Origin of the sequence: Vibrio sp. SCSIO 43009 (genome assembly GCF_023716525.1) — a bacterium.
Classification (GTDB): Bacteria; Pseudomonadota; Gammaproteobacteria; order Enterobacterales; family Vibrionaceae; genus Vibrio; species Vibrio alginolyticus.
Window position 1 is genome coordinate 1,468,883 of record NZ_CP071843.1, and the last position, 25,374, is coordinate 1,494,256.

Annotated in this window: 21 protein-coding genes and 1 pseudogene; 9 read left to right on the plus strand and 13 right to left on the minus strand. The window is 45.4% G+C overall.

What is annotated here, in order from left to right; genetic code table 11:
• Nucleotides 1-158: 158 nt before the first annotated feature.
• Genes J4N43_RS22025 through J4N43_RS22035 form a run of 3 tightly spaced genes read right to left on the minus strand, consistent with a single transcriptional unit; the run spans nt 159 to nt 3,014 of the window.
• Entirely contained in the window at nt 159-953 is a 795-nt protein-coding gene (locus J4N43_RS22025) for a metal ABC transporter permease (RefSeq protein WP_005373725.1), read from the minus strand.
• A 2-nt stretch (nt 954-955) separates the two neighbouring features.
• A complete protein-coding gene (locus tag J4N43_RS22030) occupies nt 956-1,882 on the minus strand; it encodes a metal ABC transporter solute-binding protein, Zn/Mn family (protein WP_025767961.1) in 927 nt (308 codons plus the stop codon).
• The gene (locus J4N43_RS22035; RefSeq protein ID WP_005373731.1) at nt 1,872-3,014 is read right to left on the minus strand and encodes a hypothetical protein; all 1,143 of its coding nucleotides are present in this window, start codon (nt 3,012-3,014) and stop codon (nt 1,872-1,874) included. Before J4N43_RS22035 ends, J4N43_RS22030 begins: the two co-directional genes overlap by 11 nt.
• A gap of 207 nt (nt 3,015-3,221) precedes the next feature.
• Between J4N43_RS22035 and J4N43_RS22040 the strand changes: the two genes are divergently transcribed.
• Nucleotides 3,222-3,893: a cupin domain-containing protein gene (locus tag J4N43_RS22040; RefSeq protein WP_005387008.1), complete on the plus strand. Its 672-nt coding sequence runs from the start codon at nt 3,222-3,224 to the stop codon at nt 3,891-3,893.
• A 73-nt stretch (nt 3,894-3,966) separates the two neighbouring features.
• On the opposite strand, the gene J4N43_RS22045 is transcribed toward J4N43_RS22040, so the two are convergent.
• Nucleotides 3,967-4,206, minus strand: a complete 240-nt coding sequence (locus J4N43_RS22045) for an HP1242/YdcH family protein (RefSeq protein ID WP_005373737.1) — start codon at nt 4,204-4,206, stop codon at nt 3,967-3,969.
• Between the two features lie 228 nt (nt 4,207-4,434).
• Between J4N43_RS22045 and J4N43_RS22050 the strand changes: the two are divergent.
• Nucleotides 4,435-5,239 (plus strand): annotated as a pseudogene (locus J4N43_RS22050) (SDR family NAD(P)-dependent oxidoreductase).
• A gap of 77 nt (nt 5,240-5,316) precedes the next feature.
• Here the strand turns inward: J4N43_RS22050 and J4N43_RS22055 are convergent.
• Both J4N43_RS22055 and J4N43_RS22060 read right to left on the minus strand, forming a co-directional pair.
• Nucleotides 5,317-6,219, minus strand: coding sequence for a LysR family transcriptional regulator (locus tag J4N43_RS22055; protein ID WP_005373741.1), 903 nt, complete (start codon nt 6,217-6,219; stop codon nt 5,317-5,319).
• A gap of 80 nt (nt 6,220-6,299) precedes the next feature.
• Nucleotides 6,300-7,169: an AraC family transcriptional regulator gene (locus J4N43_RS22060; RefSeq protein WP_005387011.1), complete on the minus strand. Its 870-nt coding sequence runs from the start codon at nt 7,167-7,169 to the stop codon at nt 6,300-6,302.
• A gap of 125 nt (nt 7,170-7,294) precedes the next feature.
• Between J4N43_RS22060 and J4N43_RS22065 the strand changes: the two genes are divergently transcribed.
• Complete coding sequence (locus J4N43_RS22065; RefSeq protein WP_158159473.1) at nt 7,295-8,443, plus strand: aminotransferase-like domain-containing protein; 1,149 nt, start codon at nt 7,295-7,297, stop codon at nt 8,441-8,443.
• Between the two features lie 410 nt (nt 8,444-8,853).
• Complete coding sequence (locus J4N43_RS22070; RefSeq protein ID WP_158159472.1) at nt 8,854-9,882, plus strand: hypothetical protein; 1,029 nt, start codon at nt 8,854-8,856, stop codon at nt 9,880-9,882.
• Between the two features lie 79 nt (nt 9,883-9,961).
• On the opposite strand, the gene J4N43_RS22075 is transcribed toward J4N43_RS22070, so the two are convergent.
• A complete protein-coding gene (locus J4N43_RS22075; RefSeq protein ID WP_053304580.1) occupies nt 9,962-10,288 on the minus strand; it encodes a DUF4156 domain-containing protein in 327 nt (108 codons plus the stop codon).
• A 224-nt stretch (nt 10,289-10,512) separates the two neighbouring features.
• Here J4N43_RS22075 and J4N43_RS22080 point away from each other — a divergent pair, with 224 nt between their 5' ends.
• A complete protein-coding gene (locus tag J4N43_RS22080) occupies nt 10,513-11,223 on the plus strand; it encodes a lipoate--protein ligase family protein (protein ID WP_062731061.1) in 711 nt (236 codons plus the stop codon).
• A gap of 51 nt (nt 11,224-11,274) precedes the next feature.
• Here the strand turns inward: J4N43_RS22080 and J4N43_RS22085 are convergent, their stop codons facing one another.
• Genes J4N43_RS22085 through J4N43_RS22095 form a run of 3 tightly spaced genes read right to left on the minus strand, consistent with a single transcriptional unit; the run spans nt 11,275 to nt 14,972 of the window.
• Nucleotides 11,275-12,312 (minus strand): HlyD family secretion protein, encoded by a 1,038-nt coding sequence (locus J4N43_RS22085; protein WP_053349300.1) that lies wholly within the window; start codon nt 12,310-12,312, stop codon nt 11,275-11,277.
• A gap of 1 nt (nt 12,313) precedes the next feature.
• Entirely contained in the window at nt 12,314-13,630 is a 1,317-nt protein-coding gene (locus J4N43_RS22090; RefSeq protein WP_062731062.1) for a glycosyltransferase family 2 protein, read from the minus strand.
• Entirely contained in the window at nt 13,617-14,972 is a 1,356-nt protein-coding gene (locus J4N43_RS22095; RefSeq protein ID WP_053349301.1) for a TackOD1 domain-containing metal-binding protein, read from the minus strand. Before J4N43_RS22095 ends, J4N43_RS22090 begins: the two co-directional genes overlap by 14 nt.
• A 718-nt stretch (nt 14,973-15,690) precedes the next feature.
• Between J4N43_RS22095 and J4N43_RS22100 the strand changes: the two genes are divergently transcribed.
• Nucleotides 15,691-17,259, plus strand: a complete 1,569-nt coding sequence (locus J4N43_RS22100) for a DEAD/DEAH box helicase (protein ID WP_065275163.1) — start codon at nt 15,691-15,693, stop codon at nt 17,257-17,259.
• A gap of 106 nt (nt 17,260-17,365) precedes the next feature.
• Here the strand turns inward: J4N43_RS22100 and J4N43_RS22105 are convergent, their stop codons facing one another.
• The gene (locus tag J4N43_RS22105; RefSeq protein ID WP_158159471.1) at nt 17,366-20,245 is read right to left on the minus strand and encodes an MGH1-like glycoside hydrolase domain-containing protein; all 2,880 of its coding nucleotides are present in this window, start codon (nt 20,243-20,245) and stop codon (nt 17,366-17,368) included.
• A 220-nt stretch (nt 20,246-20,465) separates the two neighbouring features.
• On the opposite strand from J4N43_RS22105, the gene J4N43_RS22110 reads away from it, so the two are divergent.
• The gene (locus tag J4N43_RS22110) at nt 20,466-21,377 is read left to right on the plus strand and encodes a LysR family transcriptional regulator (RefSeq protein WP_053307204.1); all 912 of its coding nucleotides are present in this window, start codon (nt 20,466-20,468) and stop codon (nt 21,375-21,377) included.
• Here J4N43_RS22110 and J4N43_RS22115 read toward each other — a convergent pair.
• Nucleotides 21,330-22,265 carry a LysR family transcriptional regulator gene (locus tag J4N43_RS22115; RefSeq protein WP_053304585.1) on the minus strand — a complete coding sequence of 312 codons (936 nt, stop codon included), beginning with the start codon at nt 22,263-22,265 and terminating at the stop codon, nt 21,330-21,332. The two genes, J4N43_RS22110 and J4N43_RS22115, sit on opposite strands and share 48 nt — an antisense overlap.
• A gap of 199 nt (nt 22,266-22,464) precedes the next feature.
• On the opposite strand from J4N43_RS22115, the gene grxB reads away from it, so the two are divergent.
• Together grxB and J4N43_RS22125 are read left to right on the plus strand one after the other, a co-directional pair.
• Nucleotides 22,465-23,094 carry a glutaredoxin 2 gene (gene grxB / locus J4N43_RS22120; protein ID WP_065275161.1) on the plus strand — a complete coding sequence of 210 codons (630 nt, stop codon included), beginning with the start codon at nt 22,465-22,467 and terminating at the stop codon, nt 23,092-23,094.
• Nucleotides 23,095-23,104: 10 nt separating this feature from the next.
• Complete coding sequence (locus tag J4N43_RS22125) at nt 23,105-24,229, plus strand: alkene reductase (RefSeq protein WP_005498138.1); 1,125 nt, start codon at nt 23,105-23,107, stop codon at nt 24,227-24,229.
• Nucleotides 24,230-24,311: 82 nt separating this feature from the next.
• On the opposite strand, the gene J4N43_RS22130 is transcribed toward J4N43_RS22125, so the two are convergent.
• Nucleotides 24,312-25,370 (minus strand): zinc-binding dehydrogenase, encoded by a 1,059-nt coding sequence (locus J4N43_RS22130; protein ID WP_064369391.1) that lies wholly within the window; start codon nt 25,368-25,370, stop codon nt 24,312-24,314.
• Between the last annotated feature and the right edge of the window lie 4 nt (nt 25,371-25,374).

The window sequence follows — 25,374 nt, forward strand, 5'->3', positions numbered from 1 at the left end:
TCGAATGTGAACTAATCAAGGCAACTTGATGACTATGGCAAGATCAACGTAAGAAAGTGTGTTGGAAGGCGCAAAGTTACACGATTGGAGGACTTGGATAGAAAAGTATTGGTCTGATTAATCAAATACTACTTCATCAGACCAATATTACTTGTCTCTTAATCTCTTACAAAAGCTGGTTTTGTTATTTTCACCAGAAAAGGCTGAAGCAAGAGATTAAACAACATGCCAGCAATAAACAGGGTGATCACAATACTCGCACCACTCGGTAAGTCATAGCGAGCCGATGCGGCAATACCCGATAAGATCCCAACAATACCAATGCTGATACTAGCGACAAAGAATCGAGTTCCCTTCAATGCTGCCGCACATAAAGCTGGAATCACCAACAAAGCAAATTCTAAATAAATGCCGGTTAACTTGACCGTAATGGGCATCAGGATTGCAAAGATCAGATAAAAACCACTACCGCGCATAAACGCAGGTTTTAACCAAACCAATAGCAACATCGCAGCGGTAATGAGTGCCAGAGGCCAAACGTCTGCCCAAGTCGCCCATAACAATTGCCCATTAAGAATGCCTTGAATAAAGTCTCCGCCGTGTGGGTCTTTACTCACCAGCAGGATCGCCAGCGATGCAGACACGACAAACAAGCTGCCAATCATGGGCTCTAAATGTTGCTGGTATCGTTTCTCCATTAAGGCAATCAAACCGCAAAGCATCAAAGACATCACCCAAGGGCCAATCATTTCGCCAAAGAATGAGCCTGAGAACAGCGCGTATTGGCTCAACCAGTAGTGGCTTAGTGCTGCCCCCAATGCCGCAACTTGCGCCACCGCCAAATCTATAAAGATGATCTGACGATTAAGAACTTGTTGCCCCAGAACGATGTTGCCAACCAACGCAATTAAACCACACAAAACCGCAGGTAAAAGCCATGCATAATCCGCCATACTTAGATCCTCACAGGAACGGGCGGCACTAACACATCCAGTAAATCATCAATGACCTGATCGTACATCTCATCCAAGCTTTCACCCTCAGAAACGGTCAATGGCAGTTGAATCACAGGTTTGTCAGTATGATCTTGCAACCAGTTCGCTGGACGCTGATCCTGATGAGAGGAGTAAACAATCGCATCAAAACTGTCGGCATTTAACTTGGTGAGTGATTGCAGGTGAGATGTGGTCGGTGAAATGCCCGGTTTAGGTTCGAGATCGGCAATCTGCTTCATTCCGAGCCAATCGTACAAATAACGATACGTCGCGTGATAACCGACAACTTGCTTACCCTTTAAAGCAGCCCCTTTCTCATTCCATTCTTTAAGCTTTTTACGCCAATGAGCACGAAACTTCATACCATTCACTTGGTAACTTTGTGCGTTGTCGGGATCAATCGCTTTTAGGCGCTCCGTGACTTTACGAGATAATGGAATCATGTCATTTGCCGCAAATTGAACATGTGGGTTACCGTGAGCGTGTATATCTCCCATGCTACGGTCAACGTGAGCATGAGTATCTAACATGCGCACGAAGTCCGTCGCGTAGATCATGCTCGGCGCACCATTTTGCACCGCCGCATTGCTGCTACGAACTTGCAGCATAGGTAACCACCCCACCTCTAGCTCTGCGCCCGAACACATTGCCATGTCCGCTTGGCGCATCTTCGCAATCAAAGAAGGACGAGCTTGTACGTAATGTGGGTCTTGCTTAGCCGTTGTCGCTGAATAAATACTGGCATCTGGCGCGTGGCTTTCAAGAAAGGCTTTCCATTCTGGCTCACAAACGAAAATGTTTAGAGCCGAAGCAGGCGAAGCAATGATGGCAGCTCCTGCCGCCATCATCACCAAACTGCATTTATTTAATGTCAGCTTAGAACGCATGAGCACCGTGCGCTCCAAATGTCATCACGTATTGCAGAGTGAACACGTTGTCTGTCTCACTGTCTTGGTTATCAATGCGAGTGTATTGCGCACGGATAGTACCGAAGTGAGAAGAATCCCATGCGATCATCGCATCCATTTCTTTATCATTCAGCTCAGTAAAATGCATGTGGTCGCCATGTGCATGACCATCGTAGCTTTCTGCTTCGCCGTAACGTAGACCTGCTGACCAGCTTGGGTTGAAGCGATAAACACCCGAAACATAGTAAGCGCTTAAGTTGTTTGGTGACTCTGCATCGTTTTTATATTTGCTATCTACCACACCGTCTAACAGCATGTATTCAGCCGATAGCGTGAAGTTGCTGTATTTGTAATTACCGTCTGGTGCCCATTTCCAAACAAAATCAGCACCGTAAAGGTTCGCACCTGTCACTGCTGCGCCATGATGGTGATCGTGCTCATGCTCTTCTTCATGACCGTGGTCGTGATCTTCGAATTCTTTAACCTTGCCGTTTTCGTTACGCAGGTAACTTAAACCAAACTGCCAACTTGAAGATTCGGAGAAGTCACTACCAAGCTTCAGCGTCGTGGTGTACACGCCAACTTCAGAACCATCTTCGACAGAAGACATTTTGCTACCACTGAGCGCTTCTACACCAAGTTTTACATAAAGGTCGGTTGGCAACACGATGTTTGCACGTACACCATCATCGTAGTAGTGCGAGCCAAGGAAAGTACGATAAGCAATTGGACGCTCAACAAAGCTATCGGTGTGCATGTGTTGGTTGTTCAGGTAACCAAAGTCAGATAGGAATCGGCCAGCGCGCACGTTTACACCATATGGCAATGCCAAAGTTTCGATGAATGCCTCTTCAAGCTCTAATTCTGTCTCATCACCATGACTTTCAAGAACCGCGGTCAATGCGCCGTAAAACTTGTCGTCGATATTTGATGAGAAGTTTAATTCCGTATGGCCTAGACCAAAGCCTTCTTCGCGCTCAGAATTATGACGTTGGCCATCTTGGTAGTAGCCATCAACAACAACACCAATCTGTGGGTTCGATAGTGTGTCGGCAAAAACAGGGGATGCAAAAATGCTACCGATCACGAGAGACACCAATTTCTTATTCACTACTTTTTCCTTTTGTTATGTTATAACATTTAATTTCGCGATGTTATAATATAACAATTCTCATTACACAAGCAGAAATTTAAATTAGGCTCCGATTTCATGTTCGTACTCAATCCATGAATTGGGCTATCAACAAATGAATCAATTGATGTTTTTTATACGTATACTAATGAGAATTAGTAATTAAATAAGTAACGGAATTTCAATATGTTGAATATGGATTTTTCAAAAAGAATCGTGATAGATACTGCTCAACAGGAATGGATAGCCAGCCCTTCCAAAGGTGTGTGGCGCAAACCTTTGGAACGAGAAGCCAAAGAATCAGGGCATACCACCAGCGTCGTTAAGTACGAGCCAAATTCGCAGTTTTCGACTCATCCTCACCCTCAAGGAGAAGAAATATTGGTGCTCGAGGGGGTATTCTCTGACGAATACGGTGACTACCCTGCCGGCACTTACCTTCGTAACCCTCCAGGAAGTCAACACGCACCATTTAGCGAAGAAGGCTGTGTGATTTTAGTTAAACTAAATCAGTTCGAATCTGAGGATCTTGAAACAGTTCGCATTAATACAAACCAAGCGAGCTGGCAGAGTGGTGTCGGTGGGTTGCAAGTCATGCCGCTGCATAATTTTGAGCACGAACATGTCGCGTTGGTTAAATGGCCAAAAGGTGAGAAGTTTCAACCACACCGTCACTTTGGTGGTGAAGAAATTTTCGTATTGTCAGGAGAGTTTAGAGACGAGCTCGGTACCTATCCCGCTCTCTCTTGGATCCGAAGCCCACATATGAGTGAGCATTTTCCTTTTGTAGAGCAAGAAACGATCATTTGGGTAAAAACTGGTCACCTGCCGCTCCAAGCTCCTGCTCAGCACTCCTAATGTTTGCACACTTGGCATCGTCCATTGGAACTAAAATCGGCCCGCTATTTACGAGCCGATGATCATTTCGTCACTAAGAACCCATTATTCGCGAGTGGAGCCAGTCTTTGAGCTCAGCCCGGTTATGTTTTAACACGTTCATTTCGTGATCATCAATCGGGCTTCCTTGAAGTTCTAGTACGCGGATTTCCTTATCTAAAGCATTGTAGTTTTTAACGGTTTCAGCAAATGATGCATCGTTTTCGGTAAGCTGGGTAATGGTATCCAAATGTTCTGGGAATTCATGAGTTAATGAGTGATTTTCACCTAACATAGAGACCTCTTGGCTATTATTTGAGTACAAAACAGTGCCTAATTTTTGAGCACCACATGTATAACCGTAGCATCTAATGAGACGTTAATTCGTCGCACCGTCCACAAAAAGAACAACAAAGTTATTTTCAATTTTTCCTAGAAAGTGTTTTCTTTTTAGTCTCAATAGTCGAATGCAAAAGATGCCACTATGATCGTTCTATAATAACCCTCAACAATGAGAGCGATCATGCGAAAGACAATTCTAGTTACTGGATCTACTGACGGTATTGGTTTAGAAACCGCGAAAATGTTAATTAAGCGTGAACAACACGTAATAATCCATGGCCGGAATATAGAGAAAATTCAACAAGTTGAGCAAAGTTTGAGGGAGATGAAAAGTGGTAAAGTTGAAAGCCTTGTTGCTGATTTATCCTCTCCCAATGCGGTAAAACAGATAGTGATGGAGATAACAGAACGGTTCAATCGTTTAGACGTCATCATTAACAATGCTGGTGTGTACGCAACACCAAATCCAAGAACTAAAGAGGGTCTTGATGTACGCTTCGCAGTCAACACCATTGCTCCCTACTTACTCACTAGAGAGCTATTGCCGTTGCTCGGTGATACGGGTCGTGTGGTTAATTTGTCTTCAGCTGCACAAACAACAGTAAACACTAGCGCTTTAGTCGGTAATAAACCATTGTCAGATGGCGAAGCATATGCCCAAAGCAAATTGGCATTAACGATGTGGTCACGAGCAATCGGACTAAAGCTTAAGAACACTGGCCCTATGTTGGTATCAGTAAACCCAAAATCATTCCTAGGTAATAAGATGGTTAAAGATGCTTATGGGGTTGCTGGTGGTGATATCCGCTTAGGAGCAGATATTCTAACTCGCGCTGCGCTATCAGAAGAGTTTGCTCAAGCGCATGGTATGTACTTCGATAATGACATTGAAGCATTCGCGCCCCCCACACCCTGATGCATTAGATCAAAGCAAAACACAGCAGATAATTGATAGTATTGAATTAATCCTAAGCAAACTCTATTAATAACAATTAAGAATTATCTTGAGGTTCGTTTTTATTCGGACCTTAAAAACAATGTATTCGATAAGTGAAGCTTGTTATCACTTTTCCGCAAACTCCCAATAAGGTGGCGTGCCATAGTATTCAGCAAAGTAATCAATAAAGGCACGCACCTTAGGCGCAATTAAACGAGAGCTTGGGTACACAGCCCAAATCCCAGCATCCATCGCTAAAGGGTGATCTTCGAGTACTTCCACTAGCTGACCACTTTGTAATTCTTGATAAACACTCCAAACCGAGTTGATAGAAATACCTAACCCGTTTACCGTCGCGTCTCTCATCGCATCACCATTATCGGTTTTAAAACGACCAGAAGTTCTTACATTGAACATTCCATCTTTTGTATTGAATGACCAATTATTCATTCCAACTAAGTTAATACACTCATGATTCGTCAAGTCTTGGGGCTTGTTGGGTCTCCCAAATTGTTCAATATAATCTGGTGATGCAACGATAATACGACGATCTGGCGCAAGCTTTCTTGCGACCAATGAAGAATCTTTCAACTCAGCGACACGAATGGCGACATCAAAACCTCCCTCAACCAGATCCATAATGGAATCAGAAAATCGGCAGTCCACGGTTAACCCTGGGTAACGCGCCATAAAACCTTTTAATGCGGGCACAATATGCAAGCGACCAAAAGTTGCAGAGGCGGTTATACGTAATACTCCCGTTGGCGCGCTCTGCCCTGAGCCAACAGCTCCCCTTGCTGCCTCCACTGTTGCAAGGACCTCCTCCGCGTGAGGTAAAAATGCCTGCCCCTCTTCAGTTAAGGAAACTTTGCGTGTGGTGCGATGAACTAAACGAACTCCTAAGCTGTCCTCAAGTTTATTGATGTGTGCGCTAGCGACAGCAGGAGAAAGTCCAAGCTCCTGACCAGCCATGCTGATGTTGTGTGTCGAAGCCAAACGGACAAATAGCTTTACATGATCGATGTTCATTTAATTTTCAATTATTTGTAAAAAATCACCATATAGAGCTTAGCATTTTCTTCCTTACGGATAGTAAATAAATACTCCAGTTAGAAAAAGCTGATGGGCAGATAGAAGTCCAGCTCAAACGCCTCATCATGGCTGAGGAAATGGTTTTTATGATAGTGAACATAAGCGGGAGTAGAACGCTGCTTAAAGCCTGAATTCGGCAACCACTTCTCTAACACCATACTCAATTGAGGAAGAAGCTCTCCATATACCCCTGTTAAGCGAAAAACAGCATGCAAACCACCCGGAATCGTCATTTGATTCACGACACCGCGTACTTTAAGCGGCTTATCAATCGCCATACAAGCCACATAGCGACACTTATCGAGCTCGACCCAAGCGGGGTTGGAGTGATGCAAACCGTATTGAACCGAAAAGTCCCGATTCTCAGAGCTTGCCCACGCCTTCAAAATCAGCCACGCATTGCGAATGGAACGGCTATAACCCTCATGCCGCACATAAGCCGCAAAGCGTTGTGGAACCTCCATAATTTTAGGTTCTGGCAACTCGCGTTTCGCAACCCGATGATAACCCGCAGCCACTTCCGGATCTTTTAGATACGGCTTTTCTGCGACTTGTAAATCATGCTTTCGCCACGCACCAGGAGACATAGCGAACGTTGCTTTAAACGCTCGGCTAAAAGAAGATACCGAGCTAAAGCCGCACTTGTTAGCAATGTCTAACACCGATGAGCTGGTATCAAACATCAGTTGATTGGCGGCGTATTCCATTCTTGTGCGACGGATATATTGATGGACAGACTCCCCTACCACATCTTTAAAAATACGATGGAAGTGCTGTTCAGAATAGGCTGCTACATCTGCTAGCTCTTTAGCCGATAAATCTCTGCTAATGTCCTGGTGAATGTAAAACAGCACGTCATTGATTCTGGAAACTTGTTGATGGCTCACGGAGTAAACTTTCGCTTAAATAGCATAAATGGACATATTTAACAGCATAAATGGACACACCAAGCTTGGCAATTTACCTATACTATTTGTGACATAAAAAAAGACAATTACGAGAAGCACAGCACATGGAAATCGCACATTCATTACAACAAACTAAGTCATCCTACATCCGAGAGATCCTCGCAGCAGCAAGCGATAAGAACGTCATTTCTCTTGCAGGTGGCTTACCGGACGAAAAAACCTTCCCGATCGACTTAATGAAACCGACGCTAGAAAACCTCGCGAATATGCCAGAGGTGTTTCAATATGGCGCAACAGCAGGCTACGCACCGCTACTTAATTTTTTGACCGATTATTACCAGCTGCCAGAATCTCATTTGGCGATGATCACAACGGGCTCTCAGCAAGGGCTAGATTTGATTGCGCGTGCGTACGTGAATCCGGGCGATAAAGTGGTAATGGAAGCACCGAGCTACCTTGGTGCTATGCAAGTATTCGGTCTAGTGCAAGCCAACATCGTGACTGTTTCACAAACCGAGTGTGGTCCAAACCTTGAAGAACTTGAACAATGCTTTGCTACACAGCAACCGAAAATGTTCTATGCCGTGCCCGATTTTCACAACCCAACGGGCGTGTGCTGGGCGCTAGAGACTCGCCAAAAAGTTGCCGAGCTTTGTATACAATACGACGTGGCATTCATTGAAGACGCACCATACCGCGAGCTGCGTTTTTCTGGTGAAGCGCTTCCACTGGTTTCGGACTTCTGCCCACAGCACTCCATCGTATTGCGCTCTTTCTCCAAAATAGCTTCACCAGGCTTGCGTATTGGTGTAGTTACGGGCAAAAGCAGCTACCTTGAGCCACTTATCAAAATTAAACAAGGTGCCGATCTGCACTCTAGTATTCCTATGCAAGCTTTGCTGCATGGCCTGCTCCAACATGACAACTTCGAAACGCACATTTCAACCATCTGTGCGCTTTACAAATCACGTTACGATGTCATGTTTGCTGAACTGCAAAAACAGCTGCCAGAAAGTTGCGTACTCAAACCCGTCGATGGTGGCATGTTCGTTTGGGTCGAGATTCCAGAATGCGACACCTTCGAACTGGCGAAAAACCTTCTCGCAAACTGGGTTGCTGTAGTGCCGAGCCCGGTCTTTTATCCAGAAGGTTCAAAGGTAAAAGCCGCTCTGCGTCTTAACTTTACCAATGCTACACCAGAAGAACTGACGACAGCTGTCTCTCGACTCGCGGATGTCCTCAACACGTTGTAATTGAACACGAGTGTAAGAACCTGCCTTTGAGATTCAAAAAAGTCTCAAAGGCAGCATCAAAAAAGTTCCCCAAAAAAATTTATATTTTTCCTTCAAATCAACTCTCTACAGTAAGTGCCTGTTTTCTCTTGAACCTCTCACTCATATAAAAATGAGAACTCAATCACGTATTTGATGGTTGGAATAGTTACGTCTATCTTTCAGTCAAAGACATCAACTTCGCAGCGTTAATGCTCTCAATTTCAGACACTTTATCAATCGTGGCTTAGCGGTTGATAAACGACTAAAAAAGCATCTGTGGGCATACCCACTACGAAGGGTTGACCAGAACCATTCTGAATGTCGCGAGCCAATCTTTTGATTGGCAATTACGTCAGTGAATCGCACCAAATGACAGAGGGGTTATCAGGATGAATACTCGAACCACGACAGGACTCGTCACCATCGGCTGGTCCGTTACACTTTCACTTTTTACCGCATTCGCCGTGTATGCCAATACGTCGCCAAACTGTAGTGACGTATTAGCGGGCAACACAACCGCCGCATCGCAAAAAATGATGGTTTTATTGGGCGAAGACATCACCAAATCCAACCGTATAACTACGGTGATTCCAGCCGAAAACAATCCATTTGTGACCGAAGAACTGGTTTCGGTTTCTAACGACGTATCGCCAAACGGTCGTCTTTCACAAAAGAGTTTGGAAGAGATTCGGAAAGTCCGCTCAAATCTAGAGAAAGCAGCACAGGAAGTAAGCCGATTACAGGGCACTTTTGAAGTGGCTTTCATCAGTTTGATTGATGGTTACTGCCAATTTTCTAATCATAAACGTACTCAACATGCCAAAATCGACTTTGACCATTTGGAAGGCCTCACTTTGTATTCAATCCCCGCTTTAATAGCAATGGTCGATCAGTCGTACTCCATGGCAAAGAATCGAATCGCTAATGAGCAGAAACAGTTAAGCGACATTGAAAAAGAGAAACAGAGGCAGAAACAGCAAGCAACTGCGGCAGCAGCCGCTCGTTACCAAGACAGTAACGTACTTGTAAGAGTCGAGAACTTTGATGGCGCTAATGTGACATTTTCCGTTACTAACATTGGTTCACAAGGATCATTGCAACCAAATTTCAACTCGTTTAATGCATATCGCACAGAAAGTGGAGAATTAATCTACAAGTCAGAATCTTTACTACACCTGGCGGATACTGCCGGTAACACACTTGAAACAATGGGTATCGCTGAGCTCTCATCACAAGGTGGAAGTGACATATCGATCTCTCCTGGAGAAACCCGAAAATTCGTTACTAGCATTGCTTCAGAAGTCGCGCCACATACGCAGTTGAGCTTAGAGTTTCCAGCCAAAGTGCTTAATACCGAGCGAGACTTTACATTGTCGTTCTCTGATACATCAGCGGTGGCGACAGCAAACGTCAATTAACGCAAAGTCGCCAGTATTTGTAGAACGCATCAAAGACAGGCGAGCAGCGCCTGTCTTTCAATTATGAGCAAGAAAATCGCTACTGTTTGCACTTGTAAGCATTTGCAAACATCGTCACTGACGTAGAAAAGCTCAACGGTTGATATAAGTACAAGGTATCTGCGCCTAAATCTGCCGCCTTGATGCACATTTGGTTTAACGTACCCCAAACCATGTCTTTATCTGCGTGAAGCCAATAGTCGTAAAAGTGTCCTTCTGAACCGATCACGGTACCCATTAGTTCACAGTTTTCAATCGCATTCACATTGTCCCAAAGCACCTGTACTTGCTCAGATTCTTGAGTTGGGAACGTCACACATCCCGTTAATGATGCCGCTAACGCGAGAGTCATCACTCGCTTTTTCATACTTATATCGCCAAAATTTTTCATAGATGGCAGATTTTATGAATGGCTGATGTGATGACTAGCAAAAACTTTTTATCGCGTGTTCAAGCAGAATTAATGGACAACGGAAAAGATCCAAAAGATGATCATACAGCTAGCGAGCAAAAGCCTAATCACTCAGACCTAGCAATAAAGCTGTATCTGAGATACAACAGTAACGATTAAATAGCCGCGAGGGATAGAGTTTGGTTGCTAAAAATAAGCTAATTCGCTACACAGCTACGGAAGTCGCTGATGCATTTGACAAAGAAGATGAGCTCATTAAACAAGTTCAGTCCAACCAACTCTCGCAAGTGCTATTGCTTTGGCAAATAAAAAACCCAACGCTCGTGCTTCCCGCTGGTAAGAAATGGCCAGTGTCTAATGAGTTAGAACATGCGTTAAACATGTCGGGCTGGAAACTCTTTTCCCGTAAAACCGGTGGTGCACCAGTCCCTCAAGTGCCAGGTATTATCAATCTATCCCACATTTACCACTGGCCAGAAGGCGAGCCTTACAACATCAAAAAAGCGTATCTCGATTTATGTGCGATATTAACGGTTTTCTTTAAACAGCTCGGCGTGAAAGTGGATGTTCATGCAACGCCTTATTCCTACTGCGATGGCGAGTACAACCTCAACATTGACGGGCAAAAAATCGTGGGAACCGCACAGCGTGTTTTACTTAAAAAAGGCGGCGGACAAGTGGTGTTATCACAAGCATGCATTCTGATTGATGCCGACGTCGAGAAGATTGTCGAACCAGTACGAATGTGTAATCAGCTTTGCGGTCACAGCGATGATATTCGTGGTGATGTCCACACACCGCTCTTCCATCATATATCCGACCGCCCGTCGGTAGATTCGCTCTTTCAGCAATTGACGAGTGCGTTTTTAAAGCATGCAAAAGCGGAGTAAAAATCAGTGTAAACAAAAAGGGAGCAAAAGCTCCTTTTTTGTTTAACGATATTAAAAGCGAACTTCGACTTCTACGCCTTCAATCCAACGGCTTTTTTCTAGAGCTTCATCAAAACTCAGCGTCACCTTCAAATACGCAGGTTGACCTTCGAATGGGCTTTGCAGTTCAGAAGGCAATTTGTTCACAACCTCAACTGGCTTCGATACCGTCGCTCTAAACTTTCGACCATCAGGAAATACAACTTTCGCTTTAGTATCCATCTTACTGTATTGGAGATATTTAGGGTTTAAGAAAGCGGTTATCTCCGGCGTAACATTGCGAGCGATCGTAAGTAAGGGAGTATTTTCAGAGACATTTTGCCCTTCGTGTACATGAACATCGAGCACACGCCCTTTCATAGGAGAACGAAAAGTTAAATTTTCTTGTTGCGCGCGTTTGACTACCAATTCACGCATTAATGATCGATACTCTTGTGTCACTGGACCAGCCAACTCTAACTCTTCCAAGTTACGCATCGCATCCACATAAGCAATTTTCTGACTGCTTAACTGATTGCTCAGTGAGTTATTCACACTCACAATAGCCGCGTAATCCACCTCAGACACCTGCCCTTTCTTTCTGTAAACGTCGTATTTTTTCTGAATATCACGGACCTTCTTCAAGCCTTCGGCTGAGCTTTCAATAGCACTTTTGTATAGCTCATCAGTACTCTGAACCTGATTTTTTGACAATTTAATCAACTCTTCTTTTATAAAATCAATCTCCTTGTTCAACGCATTATCTTTTAACAACAGCAGCGCTTGATCCTGAGTCACTTCCGTACCGACATTCACAGGCACTGGCCCAACAATGGCAGAGCGAGTTGCCGTCACCGTAAGTGGATGTGACGTGATAATGGCGGGTGCCGTCACTAATACTTGCGTTCTAAACAAGTAATAAGCCATAAACAAAAGCGGACTGATTACAATCGCTAAAATCAAGTACCAACGGAGACGATAACCGCCACGCTTTGCCTGTCCGTAGACGACTTTCATCCCGTTCTCAGACTGCGGTTTATTTTTCTTATCTAAGTGAAAGTTAACTTTCATACTAAAACTTTTTACCTCGCTTCAATACCCACCAAGGTGCCATACTCGACTCTTCATGACTTCTCCTCACAACTTCATTAACCATTGAGAAAGCGGTAATCAAACGCATGAAAAACTGGTAGAAAGGGTAAAGAAATAACCATTTCGCTGACTTCAAATCCTCTTTTTTTCTCTCTGATACAAGCCCAATGTAGACAACAAAAATCAGAGCTGATAAGAAGAGGTAGACAAAATAGAGCATTAGCATCAACGCCAATACAAATTTAAGTGGATAGACAATCACCATGTACACGCTAAATATCACCACAAGCAGCGGCAATAAAACGTTTTGAATCACGCCATAAGCCAAAGTGAATAAGAAGTTTCCCCAACCAAGTAACCGTGGAGACAACCCTTCATTGTGTTTACGCAAAAACAAAAACAATAAATCGCCATCCCAACGCAACCGCTGCAATACCAAACCTTTCAACGTATCAGGTACATCAGTATGGCCGATGGAGTGCGTCGAAAAGGCCAATTTATTATCAGGGTAACGACGTTTGTATTGCTTCAAGCGCATGGTTAAGTCGAGATCTTCTGCGGTATGCGTATCCCAGCCCCCCACTTGCTTAAGCAGGTTCTTCCGAAACGCTCCGAAGGCGCCAGAAATGTTATTGAGCACTCCCCACGTCGCCATCCCCGTTTTACCGGCTTGCATCGACAGCATGTACTCCAAGGATTGCATTTTGGTCAACAAGTTGGCGTTATGGTTGCGAACTCTTAACGCACCACCGCTCGCAATCACATTTTTATCCGCAAACTGTTTCATCATGGTGAAGACCATGTCGTTATCGAATGACGTATCTCCATCCACGTTAATGACGATTTCACCACTAGCCATTGATAAGCCGGCATTCAGTGTTGAGACCCTGCCTCCTCGTTGCCATTTTGGCAACACGCGCACTTTACGATTACGAACGCCTGCATGCCTTTTCTCACCATTTAACGCGGCTTGATAGGTATCTTGGTTTTGTACCGCCCCATCAACCACAGCAAGTACTTCAATATGACCTGGGTAAACTTGCTCAACTAACGTATCGATAGTGATCCCAATCGCATCACCTTCACCATAACAAGTAATAACGAAACTCACTGAAGGAAACCGCTTTAATTCTCGGTCTTCTTGCGCATATGACCAACGAAATATCCCTGTTAGCACCAGCAAATATAGAGGTAGCTCGATAATGATCATGACGGGAAACAGTAATAGCCATAACTCTTCATTGTGAAGTAGCATGCCTCGAAGATAGTCGAGCAGAACGAGACTATCTTGCAGCATAAATCTCACCCATCAGCGATTCCATCCAAACAGAAACACCGTCTTCAATGATCGGATCGGGCAGGTCCCAAGCAAAGACATCCAACTCAAACTCTTCGTCTTCAACTAGTTCACCCAGATCCGATAATTTTTGCTGTAAAATGGACAGGCTCGCGTTGGTCGTATTTGGCATTAGGACAAGCAAAACATCCTGTTTGTACTGACAACAGATATCGGTATCTCTAAACAAGCCGCTAAGACGACGCGTCAGTTGATCCATCAATGAGAACAATCTTGCATCGCCATATTGCTTACCGTATTCATCGATCGTCGGTAAATGCAGTCCAAGTAGAAGGTGCTGTTCTTTGTGTCTCAGCGCGACTTTATTTAACCATGCAAGCAAATTTTGGAAAAAGCTGACTTCCACTTTGCCTTTGATCGAGAGTTCAGGAGCTTGAATGGACTTACCGTGTTGGAAAATGTATTCACCCACTTCACCAAGTCGATATTGGTAAATTTTACGGACAACAAGCTCTTCAACCTTGATCTTTGAGTCACAACTTAAACATTGACTGATCGTCGCCGCTTCAACAAATAAACTGGAGCAACTATTACAAACGTGGTTTTCAAGCGGGCGATCATAATCAACACCGATATGGCGCAGCTGAGTCAAACATTTGGGGCACTCGAGCTTTCCACGGCGCTGAAAGCTGTGTTGTTCACCAACATGGCCACAAGTGAAGCAGTGCAAAGAGCTTTGAGAGTCGATATCGATGCTGCTGCAATCCGGGCACACCTCTACATAATTCAAGTGCCCGCTATTACATTGAGAACAAACACGAATTCTGTCGATCAGTACTTCTGCTTCTAATACTCCGCGACCTTGCTCTGAGAGTACGTATCGATAAGTCGAATAAATATCAGGAAAGAACATATCGATAATTGGATACGAATAAACCGACATAGACTCTAAGCTTTTTAAAGCAGTCACTCTTCGCTGACGATTGACCCCAAGCCAACCAATCAAAGGGTCTAACACTTCCGGTTCATCAATGGCATCGAGCTTATTTTGAATAGATCGCCAAATTTTTATTGATTCTCTAACTTCAAATACACCGTCGGTAACGCATCGAGAATAAGGGGTTTCCACGGAGACATAAACCGCCCAAGACCAACGTCCTTTCTCCTGATAAAACGCTTTCAGCGCGGTATCTATTTGGTGTGGATCTTGATAAGCAATACACACCATGCCACCGAGTCCCGTTGCCACCTCATCAATATGATTAACCAAAACCATATATTCAGCTAACTCGCTGACAGGCTGTTCACCAACCCAGTAGAAATTGTTATTTATTGACGACATTTTATTAGTTCTCACAACCACAAAATTAATTCATAACATCAGAAATATAGAACTTGCAGTAACAAAGCACTCTAGGTAGACAAGCCTTGCCACCGTTAAATACAACAATAGAACAAATATTTAGAGAGCTTTAACTCAGGCAGTAAAAGCAGAAAGATCTCTGAATAAAGTGTGAAGGAGTCTGTGAGTAGAGAAATCGGACAGCAAAGCGCATAGTACACCCTTTTGTTAGCAAGCTGGGATAATAGTACGATTTGATGCAGAATTAGATCCTTGCATTCACATCAAGCTCATTGTTTTATATCAGTCGATTCCTTTCTGCTCAGCATTTAACCATACCGTCACGTATCAAATCTGAGACTTGGTAATACTTTACTAACTAATTTCCATTAAAATTGAGTGGCAAAACACTGAATAACATTCAATCATTCTGATTATTTATCAAATAAGTATTTTTAAGCCATTTGAGTGATTAATAATCATCATTTTTCTCGCTGTTTTTTCCGAAAGAACACGTAACACATTCAAACTACAGAATGAATCTACGTCACTTTTCTATGCTCTTTTTTGTTCAAAAAAGAAATGAGATCCAGTTCAAATATTTATCCATGACGGAATTAGTTGAAGCCTGCGCGTAAAAGCCTCAGAATGTCGCACTTTTCGCACCGATTTGTTTTCGGCGCGTTGTTATCTAACTCTACAATTGAGAATCATACATATGGGTTTTACCTCGTTAGGTCTATCTGCTCCAATCCTTAAAGCTATTCAAGAGAAAGGCTACGACACCCCTTCGCCAATTCAGGCAAAAGCAATTCCTGCTATTTTGGAAGGGAAAGACGTAATGGCAGCAGCGCAGACTGGTACAGGTAAAACTGCAGGCTTTACGCTACCGATTCTTGAGCGTTTATCGAACGGCCCTCGCGTTCGTGCTAACCAAGTTCGAGCACTGATCCTAACGCCAACACGTGAGCTTGCAGCTCAGGTGCAAGAAAACGTGTTTATGTACGGCCGTCATCTTCCACTAAGCAGTGCGGTTGTTTTTGGTGGTGTGAAGATCAACCCGCAAATGCAGCGTCTTCGCAAAGGTGCGGATGTGTTAGTCGCGACACCAGGCCGCCTGATGGATTTGTACAACCAAAATGCAGTGAAGTTCGACCAACTGGAAGTACTAGTACTGGACGAAGCAGACCGCATGCTAGATATGGGCTTTATCCGTGACATTCGTAAGATCCTAGCTCTGCTACCAAAACAGCGTCAGAACCTACTTTTCTCTGCAACTTTCTCGGATGAAATCCGCGACCTTGCGAAAGGCTTGGTGAACAACCCGGTTGAGATTTCCGTTAACCCGGCAAACTCGACGGCGAGAACGGTTGAGCAAAGCATCTACCCAGCAGACGTGAAGAAGAAAGCACCGATGTTGGTTAAATTGATCAAAGACGGCGATTGGAAGCAAGTGCTGGTGTTTACGAAAACGAAACACGGCGCAAACCGTCTGGCGAAGTTCCTGATCGAACAAAATCTACCGGCTGCTGCCATCCACGGCAACAAGAGCCAAGGCGCGCGTACCAAAGCACTGGCGGATTTTAAATCGGGTGAAATTCGTGTGTTGGTCGCGACGGACATTGCTGCGCGCGGTATCGATATTCCGCAATTACCGCAAGTGGTGAACTTTGAGCTACCGAAAGTGGCAGAAGACTACGTTCACCGTATTGGTCGTACTGGCCGCGCGGGCGAAGTAGGTAAAGCGATTTCACTGGTGTGTGCGCTAGAAGCATCTGAGTTGTTTGCGATTGAACGTTTGATTCAAGAAGTACTACCACGTAAAGAGTTGGAAGGTTTTGCGCCAACCAATGTGGTGCCAGAATCTAAACTGGATACGCGCCCAATCAAACCGAAAAAACCTAAGAAGCCGAAAAAACCAAAAGCGCCAAATGCTGCAAGTGAAAATGCCCCAGCAGCCGAAAAGAAAGCAGGCAATGGTGCAAACAAACCTAAACGTCGCTTCAACGGTGGTAGCAACGGCAACAAAAACAGCACCAACCAAGGCGGTGCAGGCAAGCCTAAAGGCAACCGTGAAGGCCAAAGTCGTGCAAACAGTAAACCAGATGACCGCAAACCTAACGGCAACAAGCCAAATGGTAATAAACCGAATGGAAATAAACCAAACGGTAATAAGAGTGGCAACGCTGGTAAACCGTCTGGTAACCGCAAGCCAAACAATGCTAAGCCTGCAGGAAACAAACCGTCAGGTCAGCGCCGTAAGCCTCGTCCGCAAGCTGCAAACTAACCTGTAAACGGCCCCCGATAGCAAATACAACAAAGCCGCTGATAATCTCAGCGGCTTTGTCTTTCTTAGAACACAGTTTTCTAGAACACTGCTTTGTTAAAACAGCCTACATTAAAGGTGTGATTCGAATATCTGCGATTTGCGCTTCGTTCTTTTCACCCTCAATACCACCTGCGTAGATGTAGGTTTCATTCGATTTGAGGTAACTCATATTGAAGTGGTCCTTCAGCGCGACCTGATAGGTTTTTCCCTGCTCCAACGTCACCTCAATTGGCGTTGAGTAACGCATACCTTGGTTTTCACCAATATGGCCCATCTGCAAGTAACCTTGACCAACCACTTTACCTGCATCATCCAATACCTCTAACAATTTCACGGTGTTCGTGATGCCAGTATTAAGTTGCCCTAGGTTATTGTTGTACCAAGCATCGAACTGGTAAGTGCCCGTTACAGGGGCTGTAAACGACTCTGCACCTTTTACGATGCCACTGTCTTTACTCACCGTAACCACTGAGACATTGTCTTTGAGTGGCTGATATTCGCCATCAAGTTTGATGCGGATCTCTTCACCGACACAAACAGGTTGGCTTGGGTTAGAACGGAAGCCTTTATCGTTAATGCTTTCAGCCAAATAACAAGCAAAACCTGTTGGCGTATCGGAATAAGATTGAGCAATCACGTTATTTTGAATCAGCTCGCCATTGCGATACAAGTTCACGTTGTACTTACTCGTCACGTCAATCGAAACCGAATTATCAACGCTTTTTACCACCAATGTTGGCTCTTGCGGAGAATAAACGCGACTATCTTCACTTGCGTACGGTTTCACACCAGAAACTAAAGTAATGCTGCTATCTACATTCACAAGCGCGCCCAATGTCACGTGGAAATGCCCCTCATCGTCCATCGTGACATTTTCAACTGGGTAGTAACCTGTGTCATCTTTGCTTACTTCAGGCAAGTCAATCGTTACCGAGTAGTTCTTTCCTTTGAAGGCAAAGTTTTCCAACGTGATTTGTTCAGACTGAGCCAACAAGTTATTGCGCACCCAACTTGTGATAAACGGCTTCACTTCCAACTTGCCCGTTTCGGTATGGATGCCGAATAGGGTCTCTACCACCATGTTCAAGTAGCCACCCACAGACCAAAGCTGACGCTGAGAGTTAATAACTGGGCCATCCATGCTTGGATCTTCACCATGATCACTATGGATGATGAATGACTTACCAGAAAGCCACTCTAAGTTTTCCATGTTGGATAAATTGGTCGCTGTACCACGAACCAACGATTGAATGGCATTGTTCGCCGCAGCCACGTTTTGTGTTTGATGCGCGGCGCGCAAGCTGTACGCGGTAACAAATGGCCAAATTGCGCGGTTATGGTACACAGGCACATCCGGTTGTTGAGGGAAGTAAACCGGCACGCCAAACTCACTGTGGGGGTAATTGGCCATGATTTGCTTCGCCTGCGCATCACTTGCCACACCACTGATGATCGCCAACGCTTCGCCCAACATGTCATATTTGTCGACCGCGATGTCTTTGCCATTGTCAAACAAATAGCTTACGTACATACCGCGTTCGGCATTCCAAAACTGCTCGTTGATAGCGGTTTTTAACTGCTCAGCCCAATTGGTGTATTTGACCGCGTTGGTTGAATCGTACTTCTCTGCCAACTTAGCCGCGAGCTGAATCGCGCGGTAGTGAACCACGTTTGTCGATAACGCTTTGCTGCTACCAATTGTATTGACATCGTTTGGCGTCCACGTTGAATACGTTTGCTCACGCCAATCGAGGAATGATTGTTCACCAGTGTATAAACCGGATTTCGCATCAAAAGCCGCCAGGCGATCGGCTTCAAGTGTATTGCTGATCGCTTTGTAAGCGCGCTCAGAAAATTGGTTGTACTCTTCCCCATCTAATGCCGAAAGTAAGCGTTCAGCACCAAGCGCCCAAGTCGTGCGATCGGTACTGATTGGCCAACTGCCGCCAGTGCCCGTGTCTTGCACAATCTGCTCGCCATCGTATTGCTGATCGGTCGTGTCGCGGAAAGCAGACAATTTGAAATTCAAACCATTTTGCACCCGAGTTGGATTCATCAATGCAAGCGAAAGGTCTGCTGCGTACGCCAAATCACGCGTCCATACGTAATGCCACTTCGCGCCCGTCTCAAAAACTTCCGCTTTGATTGGGTTGTTGTAGTTGTAATTGCCGTCTTTGATTTCAGAAACGGCAAGCTGGTCTAGCTCTTTCATCGTCAATGCAAACAACGCGTCAAACGCGACATCACCCGACACCACTCGCGGCCCTGTTTGCTCATTAATCACTAAGCCTTGGTCGAGCGCATCACGCAATTCTGTCGTCGTTGAAATACCAAATTCACGCAGCTCCGCTTTAGGATCTTTCACCGAGAAAATCACGGTATCACTCGAGTCATCGTAATTGGCGAACAGTTTCACTTCTTTGCTCTGATGCCCTTCATGCACCATTGCAGGGTCGAGAATCGCATCAGAGTAGTATTTTTCCGCTTCTTCTTGTGTTGCTTTCGTCACAGTCATTGTCGCGCGACTTTCATCGGCAAAGCTCACAGAAAACTTGTAATACCCTTTGTCTTCAAACGTGATCTCAGAGTTGCAATCATCGTTCATACACGCTTCATTCGTGTCTGGTTTTGGCAGGTACTCCTGAGCTTTATCGAACGCCGCGGGCTCCTCAAAGTAGGTGTATTGGATCTGCCAACCCGGATCAGCAATCTTGAACTGATTACTACCTCGAGCGACGCGCAGTACGGTTTCGTACTCGTTATTACCCAAATAGTTTAGCTTGGCATGCTCTGCCGTGCCCCAATCCCCATTTAAACCACGTAAATATAAGTCGGCTGAAATAATTGGTTTGTCGACCGGCACTGGCGCATCAGAAGAATCTGACCCACATCCAGCAAGACCAATACAAGACGCGACAGCAAGCGCAATAAAACTCGGTTTCATGTTCATCCCTTAGATTGTTGTTTTGGCGACAGTCTAAAGAACACCTTTTTGAGGGGAAAATAGGAAGTCAGGAGCGAGCTATAGATAACATCTATACGTCAAACGCCAACAGTGATGTAGATCTATGAAATGCGCATAATTTCAATCAAATGAGATTACAGATTTGTGATTTATAAATGAAATTGTGCAAAATACCCCTCGTTCTTAGAGGGGAAAGAAAATGGACAAATCTCTGCAGCAATTTTTACTGGTTGCACGCTGCCAAAGCATCAGCGCTGCGGCAAGAATGGCAGGGTTAAGCCAGCCAACGGTAACAAGCAATTTAAAGAAGCTGGAAGAGAATCTCGGCGTGACGCTGTTTGAACGTCACCCTAATGGCATGGTATTGACCGAATACGGACGCATCCTCTATCGCCATAGCAACGCGATGCAGCATGAATACAACCAAATGATGCAAAGCATTGATGAACGGAAACAATACCAAGTCGGAAAAATTAAAATGGGTACTGGCGATGCGTGGTGGCCGCTGTTCGTCAAAAAAGCACTCAATGAACATCTGAGCAAGCAGCCATCGGCATCTACGCACGTCGAATTTGGCAACCACTTAGGCTTGATGGATTCATTAATCAGCGAACAGATTGAATTCTTCATCGGCCACGAGATTGTCGGCTTGTCGTCTAAATGTGATGTTACGTTTATTCCGCTATTTCAAACGGTTGATGCCTATTTTGTTTCCCCAAACCACCCACTTCTAGGGAAAACCGTCACCGAAGATATGCTGCACGAATACCCCGCTCTTTCGGTCACTTATGACGCTAAGAAATTCGCTCACGTCATCGATAACCCAATCCCGAAGCAAAATGAACGCGAAAGGCAGCAACTGGATGACAGACCGACTTACGAAGTGGATTCTCTGCTCGCCAGTATTGATGTACTGAAAGAAAGCGTCGCGGTGATGTCTTATACCGGCCACCTCAAACCGTATTTGGAATCCTTTGGCTTACGATGCTTAACCATGGAAAACGAACCAAACCCTGGCACCGTCGGGATTTATCGCCACCGCCGAGAAACCTCTGAATCGCATCTAGATCTGATTGCTGGCATCACTCAGCGCGCTAAATTGCTCAACTAGAAAGTCCAAAAACAGGCGAACTCTTTTCGGTTGATATTGGCGGCTTTGATAAATGACATGTAGATCCGCTTCAGCGCCTTGCGAAAAGGCGCTGAAGTTTTTCATATACCCATCCAAAACCGTTACTAAACGTTGTTTTTTGAGGTCTTGCTGAATATCTAAAATCGATTTCAATGCAATCCCCGCACCGTCCAACGCCCATTGTCGAATCACTTCACCATCATCAGAAAATCGCTTTGGCGTGACCGTGATCGATTGGTGAGACTCTTCATCTTTAAAGTGCCACGTTTTTAATTCTTCATTGCTGCGCACCATGGCTAAGCAGCGATGATCCGCGAGATCTTGTGGACAGTTTGGGACACCTTGCTTCGACAAATAGTCAGGTGATGCGCACAGCACGCGTTGACTCGACGCCAGCCTGCGCGAAATGAGATTGCTGTCCGCTAACTCGCCATAACGAATCACCAAATCGAGCCCCGATTCAGCCAAGTTCGATAAATTGTCATTAAGATAAAGATAAGGCGTCACATCCGGATATTGCTCAGAAAAAGCCGACACCATCGGCGAAATAATTTGTTTGCCAATATCTCGTGGAGCTGAAATTTTCAACGTTCCGCGCACTTGCGAAATACCCGTTTGCAGCAAGTTTTCCGTCTCTTTCACGCTATCAATGATGTTCAGACAAGCTTGATGGTACATTGCCCCTGCGTCCGTGAGTGATACGTGGCGTGTGCTTCGGTTGAGCAGCTTTACGCCATAGCGTTCTTCTATCGCTTGCAGCCTTGCCGTTACCGTCGCCGGAGACAAACCTAACTCCCTTCCCGCCGCTGCCAGACCTTGATGTTTAACGATGCTGACAAACAACGTCATATCCGAAAACTTATCCACCTTCACGCCCTTATTATTTGGAAAAACTGAATAATCAATTCAGATATAACCCAATTATCAAATTAAGTCGAATCCATATACTGACCCTATCGACATTGTTTAGACCCAGAACGTTATGTGACAGGGCAAAGTTAAACGCCGTAACGCTGTTCAACGCACAACAACACGCCCTACCCAGCCAAGAGATAGGAAACAAAAAATGAAACTGTACATTTATGAACATTGCCCCTTTAGCGCCCGCGTCCGTTTTGTCGCAGGCATGCTGAATATTCAGCTCGACGTCATCAACATTGCTTATGACGACGAGAGCACCACCACAAACATCATCGACGCAAAACAAGTTCCTCTTTTGATCAAAGACGATGGTGAAGCGATGGCGGAAAGCTTAGACATCATCAACTACTTCCTTGAATTGGCATCTTCAAATGAAAGCAGCCAACCCTCAGCACCGGTTTTAGACTGGCAAAAACAAGCGTTTTTACCGCTACAAAAAGTCGGATATCCGCGTTGGTCAAACATGACGTTACCGGAATTTGCAACAGAAACCGCTAAACAAGCATGGCGTGCAAAAAAAGAAACCGAAGCGTTAAATTTTGAAGCCTTGATTAACGATACACCTGCGATTGCGAAAGAAGTCGCCGCTTTGATAGAACAAACTAAACCCTTGCTCAACCTAAGTTCAGAAAAGCAAACGTCACTGGTTGATCAAGCCATTATGTTCTCCATTCTACGCGGCTTTTTCAGTGCGCCCGAAGTGCAATGGGATCCAGCCGTACTTCATTGGATGGCAACCGCTCGTAAAGCGACCAACGTGCCAGTACTTATCTAAGGAGCGCATCATGAAACAAAGAACAAATAAGCTGTTTGAACCAGCTCAACTGAAAGCGTTGTCACTACAAAACCGTATTGTCATGGCACCAATGACTCGCGCACGCACCACTCAGCCGGGCAACATCCCGAATGAGATGATGGCAACGTATTATCAACAGCGCGCTTCTGCCGGGCTGATCATTTCCGAAGCCACACAAATTTCGGACGATTCTCAAGGCTATTCGTTCACCCCTGGCGTTTACACCGATGCTCAAGTGGCGGGCTGGCAGGGTGTGACCCAAGCGGTCAAATCACAAGGCGCAGCGATGTTTTGTCAGCTATGGCATGTGGGCAGAGTCTCTCACCCAACATTCCAAAATGGTGAACAGCCTATCGCGCCATCTGCGCTCGCTCCGGTAGAGACGCAAGTTTGGATTGCAGATGAACAAGGCAACGGCAATATGGTCGATTGTGTTGAGCCACGCGCCATGACACAAGCGGATATCAACCGAGTTGTCGGTGATTTCGCGAACGCAGCCAAACGCGCCATTGAATCGGGTTTTGATGGTGTAGAAATCCATGGCGGGAATGGGTATCTGATCGATCAGTTCTTAAGAACCAACTCAAATCATCGAACAGACAACTACGGCGGTTCACGAGAAAATCGTATCCGTTTTCTTATCGAAGTAGTGGATGCAGTTATCGCCGCTGTTGGTGCGCATCGAGTTGGAGTGAGATTGGCACCATTCATTACGTTTAAAGATATGGACTGCCCAGATATCGTGCCAACGATCTTAGAGGCATCAAAACAGCTACAGGAGCGCGACATTGCCTACTTGCACTTGTCCGAGGCCGATTGGGCCGATGCACCAACGATTCCAGAGACGTTCCGAATCGAACTTAGAAAGCGCTTTCGCAACGCTATCATTGTCGCAGGTCGCTACAATCCTCAACGAGCAAACGAAGTGTTAGAGAAAGGCTACGCGGATCTTGTCGCATTCGGACGGCCATTCGTAGCAAACCCAGACTTAGTCTCTCGCTTGCAACATCACCATCCGTTGGCAGAACTCGATGGCTCAACGTTGTTTGGCGGAAACGAACGAGGCTACACCGATTACCCTGCTCTGCAACAGGAATGCGCAGAACAGGCCTAACAAAAAAGCCCCAACCTAGCTGCTACGGTTGGGGCTGTCACCAAACTAAAATTGGTTTTAGCTAGCTTAATCTGGCTAAGAGTTAAATCACTTCTAACGCGCCGCTGCGCCAAGGTTCGATAACGACTTTGATGTGATCATTTGGCGTCATTAACTTTGTAAATGCGTCTTCGACACCATCGATTCCCACTTTGGCGGTGAGCATTTTCTGCCAAGGCAACTTATGTTCGGCAATCGCTTGTAGGCATTGCTCAAACTCGTGCGGTTGGTAGTAGTAAGAGAATCTCAAATCGAGCTCTTTTACCGTCGCGTACGCGTAGTTAATGATTGCGGGTGTCGTATGGATACCCGAGATGACGATTCGCGCTCGGGCAGGAGCGCGGCGCAGAAAATCGTCAATCAAGGTATGCTTGCCAACACACTCATAAATGACCAGGCGTGAATTCATCGCGTACTGCTCACCAACGGCGATCTCGTCTTCCTTGGTCGGGTTGATCAATCGATTTGCGCCAAACTCGCTGGCAAGTTGCAGCTTTTCTTCCTGAAGATCGACCGCAAGAATATTGCTGACGCCACGTTGTTTCAGTGCAGCAATCACCGCCAGCCCTATAGGGCCGCAACCGACAACCAGCGCTGTTTCTTCCGTTTCGATTTCACTGCGGTTGACCGCGTGCAAACCGACCGCTAGTGGTTCGGTTAATGCCGCCGCCTCAGACGGCATTCCGTCTGGCACAGGTAGCAATAACGCTTCATCAAGCAGGAAATACTCAGAGTAAGCGCCATAAGTACCCGGAGTAACACCAACGCCCGCGCCATTTTGGCTGAGCAACATCGGCACTGAGGTGACTCGGCTACCAACGGACAACGTTTGCTGCGTATCGGCACCGTATTCGATAATTTCCGCACAGAACTCATGCCCCAACATCACTTGAGCGTGCTCACCGGCTTCATCAGGCATCAACCCGAGCTGGTGGAATACATCAAATACCTCATCCGCGTGTCGAGTAATGTGAAGGTCGGAGCCACAAATGCCACAAGCTAGACTACGAACCAACACTTGTCCCGCTGCAGGTTTGGGGATTTCGACTTGCTTCAGGCGGACACTACCATCCTGCATTATGATACTGTTCATCTGTTGCATGGGG

Excerpts from the sequence above, each read along its gene's own strand:
- J4N43_RS22025 (WP_005373725.1), bottom strand. The coding sequence starts at position 953 with ATGGCGGATTATGCATGGCTTTTACCTGCGGTTTTGTGTGGTTTAATT.
- J4N43_RS22030 (WP_025767961.1), bottom strand. The coding sequence starts at position 1,882 with ATGCGTTCTAAGCTGACATTAAATAAATGCAGTTTGGTGATGATGGCG.
- J4N43_RS22040 (WP_005387008.1), top strand. The coding sequence starts at position 3,222 with ATGTTGAATATGGATTTTTCAAAAAGAATCGTGATAGATACTGCTCAA.
- J4N43_RS22045 (WP_005373737.1), bottom strand. The coding sequence starts at position 4,206 with ATGTTAGGTGAAAATCACTCATTAACTCATGAATTCCCAGAACATTTG.
- J4N43_RS22055 (WP_005373741.1), bottom strand. The coding sequence starts at position 6,219 with ATGAACATCGATCATGTAAAGCTATTTGTCCGTTTGGCTTCGACACAC.
- J4N43_RS22065 (WP_158159473.1), top strand. The coding sequence starts at position 7,295 with ATGGAAATCGCACATTCATTACAACAAACTAAGTCATCCTACATCCGA.
- J4N43_RS22070 (WP_158159472.1), top strand. The coding sequence starts at position 8,854 with ATGAATACTCGAACCACGACAGGACTCGTCACCATCGGCTGGTCCGTT.
- J4N43_RS22075 (WP_053304580.1), bottom strand. The coding sequence starts at position 10,288 with ATGAAAAAGCGAGTGATGACTCTCGCGTTAGCGGCATCATTAACGGGA.
- J4N43_RS22085 (WP_053349300.1), bottom strand. The coding sequence starts at position 12,312 with ATGAAAGTTAACTTTCACTTAGATAAGAAAAATAAACCGCAGTCTGAG.
- J4N43_RS22090 (WP_062731062.1), bottom strand. The coding sequence starts at position 13,630 with ATGCTGCAAGATAGTCTCGTTCTGCTCGACTATCTTCGAGGCATGCTA.
- J4N43_RS22095 (WP_053349301.1), bottom strand. The coding sequence starts at position 14,972 with ATGTCGTCAATAAATAACAATTTCTACTGGGTTGGTGAACAGCCTGTC.
- J4N43_RS22100 (WP_065275163.1), top strand. The coding sequence starts at position 15,691 with ATGGGTTTTACCTCGTTAGGTCTATCTGCTCCAATCCTTAAAGCTATT.
- J4N43_RS22105 (WP_158159471.1), bottom strand. The coding sequence starts at position 20,245 with ATGAAACCGAGTTTTATTGCGCTTGCTGTCGCGTCTTGTATTGGTCTT.
- J4N43_RS22110 (WP_053307204.1), top strand. The coding sequence starts at position 20,466 with ATGGACAAATCTCTGCAGCAATTTTTACTGGTTGCACGCTGCCAAAGC.
- grxB (WP_065275161.1), top strand. The coding sequence starts at position 22,465 with ATGAAACTGTACATTTATGAACATTGCCCCTTTAGCGCCCGCGTCCGT.
- J4N43_RS22125 (WP_005498138.1), top strand. The coding sequence starts at position 23,105 with ATGAAACAAAGAACAAATAAGCTGTTTGAACCAGCTCAACTGAAAGCG.
- J4N43_RS22130 (WP_064369391.1), bottom strand. The coding sequence starts at position 25,370 with ATGCAACAGATGAACAGTATCATAATGCAGGATGGTAGTGTCCGCCTG.